The organism is Vibrio splendidus (assembly GCF_001557875.1).
Lineage (GTDB): Bacteria > Pseudomonadota > Gammaproteobacteria > Enterobacterales > Vibrionaceae > Vibrio > Vibrio splendidus_F.
Genome location: NZ_LNRF01000015.1, coordinates 57,715 through 68,093 on the forward strand (window position 1 = coordinate 57,715; position 10,379 = coordinate 68,093).

Annotated in this window: 8 protein-coding genes and 1 pseudogene; all 9 read left to right on the top strand. The window is 44.7% G+C overall.

Translation table 11 applies throughout. The features are described 5' to 3' along the window. The first annotated feature begins 223 nt into the window (after positions 1-223). Positions 224-973 (top strand): flagellar basal-body rod protein FlgF, encoded by a 750-nt coding sequence (flgF, locus tag ATB74_RS22365; protein ID WP_060983620.1) that lies wholly within the window; start codon positions 224-226, stop codon positions 971-973. A gap of 21 nt (positions 974-994) precedes the next feature. Continuing rightward, the gene (gene flgG / locus ATB74_RS22370; RefSeq protein WP_004739713.1) at positions 995-1,783 is read left to right on the top strand and encodes a flagellar basal-body rod protein FlgG; all 789 of its coding nucleotides are present in this window, start codon (positions 995-997) and stop codon (positions 1,781-1,783) included. Between the two features lie 89 nt (positions 1,784-1,872). Then, positions 1,873-2,649 (top strand): flagellar basal body L-ring protein FlgH, encoded by a 777-nt coding sequence (gene flgH, locus ATB74_RS22375; RefSeq protein WP_060983621.1) that lies wholly within the window; start codon positions 1,873-1,875, stop codon positions 2,647-2,649. Between the two features lie 94 nt (positions 2,650-2,743). Beyond that, complete coding sequence (locus tag ATB74_RS22380) at positions 2,744-3,835, top strand: flagellar basal body P-ring protein FlgI (protein ID WP_017085296.1); 1,092 nt, start codon at positions 2,744-2,746, stop codon at positions 3,833-3,835. Between the two features lie 10 nt (positions 3,836-3,845). Next, a complete protein-coding gene (flgJ, locus tag ATB74_RS22385) occupies positions 3,846-4,763 on the top strand; it encodes a flagellar assembly peptidoglycan hydrolase FlgJ (protein WP_061019775.1) in 918 nt (305 codons plus the stop codon). Between the two features lie 209 nt (positions 4,764-4,972). Further along, positions 4,973-6,853, top strand: a complete 1,881-nt coding sequence (gene flgK, locus ATB74_RS22390) for a flagellar hook-associated protein FlgK (RefSeq protein WP_061019776.1) — start codon at positions 4,973-4,975, stop codon at positions 6,851-6,853. 10 nt (positions 6,854-6,863) lie between these two features. Beyond that, positions 6,864-8,054, top strand: a complete 1,191-nt coding sequence (gene flgL / locus ATB74_RS22395; RefSeq protein ID WP_060983623.1) for a flagellar hook-associated protein FlgL — start codon at positions 6,864-6,866, stop codon at positions 8,052-8,054. A 418-nt stretch (positions 8,055-8,472) separates the two neighbouring features. Further along, positions 8,473-9,609: a flagellin gene (locus tag ATB74_RS22400; RefSeq protein WP_048615757.1), complete on the top strand. Its 1,137-nt coding sequence runs from the start codon at positions 8,473-8,475 to the stop codon at positions 9,607-9,609. Between the two features lie 648 nt (positions 9,610-10,257). Further along, positions 10,258-10,379: pseudogene (locus ATB74_RS23985) on the top strand (flagellin); the annotation flags it as partial.

The following is a 10,379-nucleotide window of genomic DNA, read 5'->3' on the forward strand; positions in this document are numbered from 1 at the left end:
ACCCAATTCAATGTTATTGAATTGGGTATTGTTGTTTGTCTTCTTATTTGCCGCCCCTATTGCCGCACGGTAATGCCACTGGCAACAATTCTTCCTGAATGATCCTTTAATGATCACCCCTTCTTGTTTATTTTCTATTTAAATTATTGATAAATAACAGTTAAAAATATTGGCACAGTGTTTGCTTTATTAGCTCCAGAAGATGATTTTTTGGAGCAAAATTATGGATCGCGCACTGTTTCTTGCCATGAGTGGCGCTAAGCAAAATATGCAAGCTTTGCAGCTACGTGCAAACAACCTTGCCAACGTGAGTACAACGGGTTTCCGTGCTGATTTGGCACAAGCGCGTTCAATGCAAGCGTATGGTGAAGGCATGCCTACTCGTGTTTTCAGCATGACAGAGCGTCCGGGCCATAATTTCTCGCAAGGTAGTGTGGTTACCACTGGCCGAGATCTCGATGTTACCGTTCAAGGTGATGGTTGGATTTCAGTTATGGATAACACCGGCCGCGAAGGTTTAACACGTAACGGCAACCTTAAGGTTGACCAAAACGGTTTGCTAACTAATGCAAGTGGCCATTTGGTGCTAGGTGAAAACGATGCGCCAATCACACTGCCCATCCCAATCAGTAAAGTAGAAATTGGTACTGACGGTACGATCTCGGTGATTCCTCAAGGCGCTCCAGCTGAAGAATTGGCCGTAGTTGATCGTATTAAGCTTGTACGTCCAGACAACCAAACTTTGTTTAAAGATACGAATGGTCTGTTCCGTTCGAAAAACCCAGATCAGGCATACGAAGCAGATGCAGCGGTAACGTTGCTAAAAGGTGCTATCGAAGGCAGTAACGTAAATGCCGTAGGTGAAATGACCAGCCTAATTGACTTACAACGTCAGTTTGAAATGCAGGTCAAGATGATGAGCACAGCAGAGGAAATGGACAAGTCGTCTGATTCACTGCTTCGTATGAGCTAATAGAATTTAAAGGAAATTGCTATGCATCCAGCATTATGGGTAAGTAAAACAGGTTTAGACGCCCAACAAACCAATATCTCAACGATTTCGAACAACCTTGCCAACGCCTCGACCATTGGTTTTAAAAAGAGTCGCGCGGTATTTGAAGATTTGTTCTACCAGAATATTAATCAACCAGGTGGTCAGTCTTCTCAGAATACTGAGCTGCCAAGTGGTTTGATGTTGGGTGCCGGCTCTAAGGTGGTCGCAACTCAAAAAGTGCACACTCACGGTAACGCACAAACGACATCTAACAGCTTAGACATGATGATTGAAGGCGACGGTTTCTTCCAAGTTGAAATGCCAGACGGTGAAACGGGTTACAGCCGCAATGGTCAGTTCACATTGAACGGTGACGGCGCGATCGTAACGTCGGGTCAAGGTTACCCTCTACAACCAGAAATCGTGATTCCTGAAGACGCGATCTCGGTAACAGTAGGTAACGATGGTGAAGTGTCGGTTCGTCTACGTGGTGAGCAAAACAACGTCGTGGTTGGCCAAATCACTATTACTGACTTTGTAAACCCAGGTGGTTTAGAGCCAGTAGGTCAAAACCTTTACTTGCCAACTGGCGCGAGTGGCGACCCACAAGAGGGGGTTCCGGGCTTTGATGGCTTAGGTAATATCCGTCAGTCGATGCTAGAAACATCGAACGTGAACGTAACCGAAGAGCTGGTAAACATGATTGAAGCTCAGCGTGTATACGAAATGAATTCGAAAGTTATCTCGTCGGTAGACAAGATGATGAGCTTTGTTAACCAACAGCTGTAATTGGTTTTTTAGCCGTTTACTTTTTTTAATTAGTAGATCTATTTCTGCTAATTAATCCATTGACCACTGCCTGCTGAGAGTATATCGCCATGAAACGTATTTTTTGTTTAGCTCTATTTATGTCTATGACGGGTTGTTCTGTACTGGACCCGATTGAGACACCGGCAGAAGAAAATGCAACCACAGTGGTTGATGCAGTGGAAGGCGATAAGTCGGCTCAAGAGAGCTCTGGCATTATTGATACACTTCGCGGGCGAACTGACCCTGTTGCAGGGGATCCTGCATGGGCGCCAATCAATCCCAAGCAAAAACCTGAGCACTATGCAGCGGCAACCGGCTCACTGTTTAACGTCAACCACATTGGCAGCATGTATGATGATTCAAAGCCTCGCGGTATTGGTGACATCATCACAGTGGCGCTAGATGAGAACACTCGAGCGACCAAAAAAGCCAACGCGGATATGTCTAAGTCGAATGATGCATCGATGGAGCCATTGGCTGTTGGTGGTCAAGAGCTGACGATCGACAAGTACAACTTCTCTTATGACCTGAGTAACACCAATACCTTTGCGGGTGATGCGTCAGCCAACCAAAGTAACAGCATCAGCGGCTACATTACCGTTGAAGTCATCGAAGTATTAGCTAATGGTAACCTAGTGGTTCGTGGTGAGAAGTGGATGACACTGAACACGGGCGATGAGTACATCCGCCTAAGCGGCACCATCCGTCCAGACGATATTGACTTCGAAAATACCATCGCTTCAAACCGTGTTTCTAACGCACGAATTCAGTACTCAGGCACGGGCGTACAGAAAGATATGCAAGAGCCTGGATTCTTGGCACGATTCTTTAATGTATCACTGTAGAGCTTGAGAGGGTGTCGACATACTGACATCCTCTATCACGCAGCCATATTTAGCTAAGCTATTATAAATTAAAGCAATACAGACAGGTTACTCAATGAAAAAACTAACACTCGTACTATTCGGCATGCTATTTCTTGCCACCAGTGCCCATGCTGCGCGCATCAAAGATGTGGCAAAAGTGGCGGGTGTTCGTAGTAACCAACTTGTCGGTTATGGTTTGGTGACTGGTTTGCCGGGTACAGGTGAGACAACGCCCTTTACCGATCAAACGTTTAACGCGATGCTGCAAAATTTTGGCATTCAATTGCCGCCCGGCACTAAGCCAAAAACGAAAAACGTAGCGGCGGTAATTGTTACCGCTGAACTTCCAGCCTTCTCTAAGCAAGGTCAGGAAGTTGACGTAACCGTTTCTTCTATCGGTTCAGCAAAAAGCCTTCGTGGTGGTACCTTGCTACAGACCTTCCTGAAAGGTCTAGACGGTCAGGTGTATGCTGTGGCGCAAGGTAACTTGGTAGTAAGTGGCTTTAGCGCTCAAGGTAATGACGGTTCGAAGATCGTTGGCAACAACCCAAACGTCGGTATCATCTCTAGCGGCGCGACGGTTGAACAAGAGATCCCAACCCCATTTGGTCGTGGTGACTACATCACCTTTAACCTAATCCAATCCGATTTCACAACGGCTCAGCGTTTGGCCGACGCAGTTAATAATTTCCTAGGCCCACAAATGGCGTCTGCGGTAGACGCGACGTCAGTAAAAGTTCGTGCTCCTCGAGAAATTAGCCAACGTGTCGCGTTCTTATCGGCTATCGAAAATATCGAATTCGACCCTGCTGAAGGCTCAGCGAAAATCATTGTTAATTCTCGTACCGGCACCATTGTGGTTGGTAAGCACGTACGCCTAAAAGCGGCGGCAGTAACACATGGTGGTATGACGGTTGCAATCAAAGAAAATCTAAATGTAAGCCAACCGAATGCATTCTCTGGTGGCCAAACGGTAGTGGTTCCTGATTCTGATATCGAAATCACGGAAGGTGATGGCAAGATGTTCAAGTTTGAACCTGGCCTAACGCTGGACGATTTGGTTCGCGCAGTTAACGAAGTGGGCGCGGCGCCTTCAGATTTAATGGCAATCCTTCAAGCACTGAAACAAGCGGGTGCGATTGAAGGCCAATTGATCATTATCTAGGGAATAAAGCATGATTAAGAATAATAATGATATTGGTTTTATCCACGACATCGGTAGCTTAGATCGTCTTCGTCAACAAGCAGTAAACGGTGAAGAAGGTAGCGAGAAAGAAGCATTAACCGCTGCTGCGAAACAGTTTGAATCGATTTTCACCTCGATGTTGTTTAAGTCGATGCGTGATGCGAACTCGAGCTTTAAGTCGGATATGCTGAATAGTCAGAACGAGCAGTTCTATCGCCAGATGCAAGATGACCAAATGGCGAGTGAGTTAAGTGCTTCAGGTTCGTTAGGTCTTGCGGATATGATTGTGGCTCAGCTAAGCGCTGGTCAAGCAAGCGATGCGTCTGAAGAGAAGGTTCGCAGTGAAGGCTTTGATGCTTCATTGCAAAGGCCGCAATACTCAGGCCGTTCGGAAGAGCGTGCGTCAGACGTTCAATCTGCGCAAGCAGCAAAACAGCCAGTATCCTTTGATTCTCCAGAATCGTTTGTGACCTCAATGAAGCCTTACGCTGAAAAAGCGGCAAGTGCGCTTGGTGTTGATTCATCACTCCTATTGGCACAAGCTGCGCTTGAAACAGGTTGGGGTTCCAAAATGATTAAGAACTCATTGGGTAACAGTAATAACCTATTCAACATCAAAGCCGATAGAAGTTGGAAGGGCGATAAGGTTGCAACTCAAACTCTCGAGTTTCACGGTAAAACTGCCGTTAAAGAGTCGGCTTCATTCCGTTCTTACTCAAACTTCGAAGACAGCTTTAACGACTATGTGAAGTTTTTGAACGAAAACCCAAGATACGAAACAGCATTGCAGCATCAGGGTAACTCTGAGAATTTCATCAAAGGTATTCACCAAGCCGGTTACGCAACTGACCCTAACTATGCAGACAAGGTCTTGCGAGTGAAAGCCAAGATTGACGAGATGAACTAGCGTTATTGAATGTACACGGGAGCTTGCCATTGGCAGGCTCTTTTCTTATCTATCACCTCAAATTTTGCTGCGAAGTCTGTAGTTATCTCCTTACACTTCAATAAATTATTGTCTTTTCGTTCTTCGTTGTGTCTATTGGCACATATATTGCTTTTTAAACTGGTAGTTAATCAGTTTATCCTGATTTTGTTAAGTTTTTTGGGGGCATTATGGCGTCGGATCTTCTGAATGTAGGGGCACAAAGTGTTCTTACTGCTCAGAGACAGCTAAACACCACAGGTCATAACATTTCTAACGCCAACACAGAGGGCTATAGTCGCCAATCTGTGATTCAAGGTGTGAATGACCCGCGTCAATACGGTGGCCAAAGCTACGGTATGGGCGTGCACGTGGAAAATGTTCGCCGCTCTTGGGACCAATTTGCCGTTAACGAACTTAACTTATCGACAACCAATGCCGCCAATAAAGGCGACACCGAAGCTAACCTCGATATGCTGTCGAGTATGCTGTCATCGGTTGCTTCGAAGAAGATTCCAGAAAACCTTAATGAATGGTTTGATTCGGTTAAAACATTAGCCGATACACCGAATGATGTCGGTGCTCGAAAAGTTGTATTAGAAAAGGCTGGGCTACTCAGTAAAACGTTAAATGAATTCCATGAAACGGTTCGCCAACAGTCTGATTCTACCAATAAAAAATTAGATATGGGTATCGAGCGAGTTAACCAGCTTGCGTACGAGATCCGTGATGTTCAGCGTTTAATGATGCGGACTCCTGGGCCTCATAATGACCTACGAGATCAGCACGAAAAGTTGATTAATGAGCTTTCTTGTTACACCAAAGTAACGGTGACACCACGCTCAAATGCCGAAGGGTTTAATGTCCATATTGGCAATGGCCATACCTTAGTCTCTGGTAGTGAAGCAAGCCAATTAAAAATGGTCGATGGCTTACCCGATGCACATCAGCGTCGCCTAGCGATTGTTGAAGGTAAGTCTTTAAAGCCGATCACTAGCAGTGATATCGATGGAAAAATCGGCGCCATGCTAGACATGCGTGACGAACACATCCCGGCAATAATGGATGAGCTTGGTCGTTTGGCGACCGCGTTTTCATACGAGGTAAATGGTCTTCAAGAACAAGGTTTGGATCTTAACGGCAACGTAGGTAAGAACCTGTTCACCGATGTGAACTCTGAGCTGGTGGCTAAATCTCGTGTCACGGCTAGCGGGCAATCGAAAGCAGATGTTGCGGTATATATTGATGATACCTCTGCCTTAAAAGGCGGTGAGTATGGCCTGAAATACGATGGCAGCGATTACGTGGTGACGAAGCCAAACGGTGAGACCGTTAAGATGGCGACCGACTCTAGCGGCAACGCTTTTTATCTTGATGGCATGCGAGTGGAAATTCGTAACCCTCCTGAGCTAGGAGAGAAACTGTTACTGCGTCCAACGCGTAATTTTGCTGCTCAAATGCAGATGGAAACCAAAGATCCGAAAGACATTGCCGCGCAAAGCTATGAGGCATCGACCACTTTTGCCAAGGGCACTGCTGGGTTCAAAATTCTAGCGGCCGGTCAATTGCGTGAGTTTGAAGTGGTTGTATCACCAAAGGGGGAGCAATTTGCAGTGACGGATCCTAAGGGCAACATATTGATGCAGCCTCAACCGTATCCGCCTGAAGGCCCTGTGACCATCAATGGAACAACGTTTGAGCTAACACCAGGCGCTGTGGCAAATGATAAATTTACGGCAAACCTTGTCCCATCAGAAGGTGACAACGGTAATCTGCGTAAGCTGCAAGATCTTCAAACAGGAAAGATTTTGAATGATGGTGAGTCTACGATTTTAGACCTTTACCACAACTTGAATACCAATACGGGCTTGAAATCTTCAACGGCAAATCGCTTGAGTGATATTGCGACGTTAGAAAAACAGTCGGCTCAAGAACGTATTGCTTCTATCTCGGGAGTAAACCTCGATGAAGAAGCGGCAAATATGATGAAGTTTCAGCAAGCGTATATGGCTTCTTCACGCATTATGCAAGCAGCCAACGATACGTTTAACACTATTTTGGCTCTGAGATAGGAAGGTATAAATGTTGAATCGTATCTCTAGCTTCCATAATTATCAGTCAGTACAAAATGACTTGCGCCGCCAAGAGAACAAGGTGCATCACAACCAAGCGCAACTTGCTTCAGGTAAGAAGTTACAGTCGCCAAGTGATGATCCATTAGCGACGCACTATTTGCAGAACATAGGTCAGCAGTCAGAACAACTTAAACAGTATGTAGATGCGATTACTCTAGTAAGAAATCGTCTTGAACATCATGAAGTATTAGTTTCTAACACTGAAGGCTTTGCTGATGAAGCAAAACGAACCGTGATGGAAATGATCAACGGTGCGCTTTCTCCAGAAGATCGTTTAGCTAAGAAGCGTGAAATTCAAGAGCTGGCGAATAACTTCCTTCATTTAGCCAACTCTCAAGATGAGTCGGGTAACTACACATTTGCGGGTACTAAACCAAAGAATCAGCCTTTCTTTCGAGATAACGAAGGAAACGTGACTTATCAAGGTGATGACTACCAACGCAAGATGCGTGTGGCAAGCAGCTTTGAAATGGCAATGAATGATCCGGGCAGCAAGATGTTTATGGAAATAGACAACCCGTTCGGTGATTACGAGCCCCAATATGAGCTTGAACCTGCGTCTGAGTTATTGCTCGGGCGTGCGACCAACAGCAATGAAGATGGGTCTACTTATAAAGTGACTTTTGTCGACATGCAGACGGGTAATTTCGCTTATCAGCTTGAAAAAGACGGCGCAGTGGTTGCGGCAGAAGATTTTGATCCTTCGACAGGCATTGTTTATGAAGGGCTGAATATTCAAATCAAAGGCCAGATCACTAAGGGTGATGCAATCACCTTAGAGCCAAGAGAGACATTTTCTATCTTTGATACGTTTAAAGAAGCCGCTGAACAGGCTGAAAACCCAGTGTCGGATGCATCGGCTACGGCGAAATTGCATCAAGTAACCGAAGAGTTTCATGCCGCGTTTATTCATTTAACCAAGGCAAGAACCGATGTTGGTGCACGTTTAAGTACGCTGGATATTCAAGAGCAGCAACATGAAGATTTTAAGTTGTCTTTAGCGAAAGCAAAAAGCAACTTTGAAGACTTGGATTACTCGAAAGCGATCATTGAGTTCAATGAAAACTCTCGAGCACTACAAGCTTCTCAACAAGCGTTTGGCAAAACCAAAGACCTGACCTTGTTTAACTATATTTAATGATCAATCGGTATTTAACGGTGACTTGTCGATCACCATGGCGTTGATTCCTTGCCGTATGTGCTATGCCATACGTGCGAATGACGCCACAGCTTGCCGCTTTTTTGTACGAAGCATGATGTTTCTAGAATAGCGGCAAAAAACGGCAATAAGGAAGGTGAATGTTTTTCATCTTCTAATAGTAGAAAATCATAATTGCGCAGTGTTGTTTGTAAGCTTTTGATTTTTAAGTAATTAAAAAATTATTTAGATGACATTAAACTTGGCATACAACTTGTATCTGTGTTGGTTATAAATGATTAATACAGATCTTAAACCTTGTATAGGGTTTATCGAGTAATACACGGTCAGTGCTTATCCATATGAGAGTAAAGCTGGCCGCTTCGCAGAAACTTTGCGAACTCATAAGGAGAGCAAAATGGCTATCAATGTAAGCACTAACGTATCTGCTATGACAGCACAGCGTTACCTGAACAAAGCGTCGAATGACTTAGCGACTTCTATGGAGCGTTTGTCATCGGGTCACAAGATCAACAGCGCAAAAGATGATGCAGCGGGTTTGCAAATTTCGAACCGCTTAACAGCTCAATCTCGTGGTCTTGATGTAGCAATGCGTAATGCCAATGACGGTATCTCAATTGCTCAAACCGCTGAAGGCGCGATGAACGAATCAACCAACGTATTACAACGTATGCGTGACCTAGCGATTCAATCATCGAACGGCACTAACTCTCCAGCAGAGCGTACGGCACTGAACGAAGAGTCTATGGCACTTCAAGATGAGCTTAACCGTATCGCTGAGACAACGTCTTTTGGTGGCCGTCGTCTATTGAACGGTTCCTTTGGTGAAGCATCGTTCCAGATCGGTTCTAACTCTGGTGAAGCGATGATCATGGCTCTGACGAGCATTCGTGCCGATGATTTCCGTATGGGTGGTACAACGTTTGATTCTGAAAACGGCAAAGATAAGAGCTGGGAAGTGCCTGCACAAGCTCGTGATCTTAAGTTCGAATTCAAAACCAAAGCGGGTGAAGACATTGTTTTAGATATCAATACCAAAGCGGGCGATGATATCGAAGAGCTTGCGACTTACATCAATGGTCAGTCTGATCTTGTGAACGCATCGGTTACTGATGATGGTCGCATTCAACTGTTCGTTGCTGAACCTGACCTTGAAGGTGCAATGTCTATCTCTGGTGGTCTAGCGTCTGAGCTAGGTATTAAGAGTGAAGGCCGCGCAACCTCTGTTCAAGATGTTAGCTTAACCAGCGTTGCGGGTTCACAGAACGCGATCAGCGTGATTGATTCTGCAATGAAGTACGTGGATTCACAGCGTGCTGATTTGGGTGCAAAACAGAACCGTCTAAGCCACAGTATTAATAACTTGGCAAACGTACAAGAGAACGTAGACGCTTCAAACAGCCGAATCAAAGATACGGACTTTGCGAAAGAGACGACGCAAATGACCAAATCACAAATTCTGCAACAAGCAGGTACTTCAATACTTGCTCAAGCAAAACAGTTGCCTAACTCTGCGATGTCATTATTGCAATAGTTATTGGTTGAACTTGCTGCTCGTGTTCAGACGTGAGCCATGCAGCAAGGGAAACTGGCAAGCATACTTACTATTGAGTGTTTAGCTCTCTCATCTCTCACCTGCTATCCATTTTTACAGTAAGAATGCAACGGCAAGTCGGAAATGTGTTCATTTCTCGATGATCTCCACACAGGCTCTGACGCGCCAACTAGCCCCGGTTCTCTCAAAGGAAAAGGGGCTTTTTCCTTTCTGTATTTCTTGTTTTTGCTATTTACTTTTCTGCGAATTTTCTCGCTCTACCTTTCTCAAATATCTATTTGACGGTTCTTCTTCACGACAAATAATTTCATTTATTACACAAGATCTGCGTAACGCAGAGATCTTTGGCGATTGATCATTTCTCCACCTTGAGCAATTTAGAGGGAGATTCGTACGTTTTTCAAACAGGTTAAGATCTTTTCTCAATTGAAATCTATCGCTGCATTAGAAAATGATGAAAATTAAGTCATTGATAAATATTAAATTAATATTTTTTTTGTGGTTTTTTGAAAGTTTTTCTAAAGCTTCTGATTTTCGCGCCGTTATTAAAAGTAACTTTGAGAGAACTACTTGGTTTTCCGAGACGTCGGAAACCGCTATACCGGAAAATCAATTGGAGAAATCACCATGGCAGTGAATGTAAATACAAACGTTTCAGCGATGACAGCGCAACGTTACCTAAACAACGCAAACAGCGCACAACAAACATCAATGGAGCGTCTAGCTTCAGGCTCAAAAATCAACAGCGC

What these genes read in the sequence shown, in the direction of transcription:
- flgK (WP_061019776.1), top strand. Translation starts at nt 4,973, where the DNA reads ATGGCGTCGGATCTTCTGAATGTAGGGGCACAAAGTGTTCTTACTGCT.
- flgH (WP_060983621.1), top strand. Translation starts at nt 1,873, where the DNA reads ATGAAACGTATTTTTTGTTTAGCTCTATTTATGTCTATGACGGGTTGT.
- ATB74_RS22400 (WP_048615757.1), top strand. Translation starts at nt 8,473, where the DNA reads ATGGCTATCAATGTAAGCACTAACGTATCTGCTATGACAGCACAGCGT.
- flgL (WP_060983623.1), top strand. Translation starts at nt 6,864, where the DNA reads ATGTTGAATCGTATCTCTAGCTTCCATAATTATCAGTCAGTACAAAAT.
- flgJ (WP_061019775.1), top strand. Translation starts at nt 3,846, where the DNA reads ATGATTAAGAATAATAATGATATTGGTTTTATCCACGACATCGGTAGC.
- flgG (WP_004739713.1), top strand. Translation starts at nt 995, where the DNA reads ATGCATCCAGCATTATGGGTAAGTAAAACAGGTTTAGACGCCCAACAA.
- flgF (WP_060983620.1), top strand. Translation starts at nt 224, where the DNA reads ATGGATCGCGCACTGTTTCTTGCCATGAGTGGCGCTAAGCAAAATATG.
- ATB74_RS22380 (WP_017085296.1), top strand. Translation starts at nt 2,744, where the DNA reads ATGAAAAAACTAACACTCGTACTATTCGGCATGCTATTTCTTGCCACC.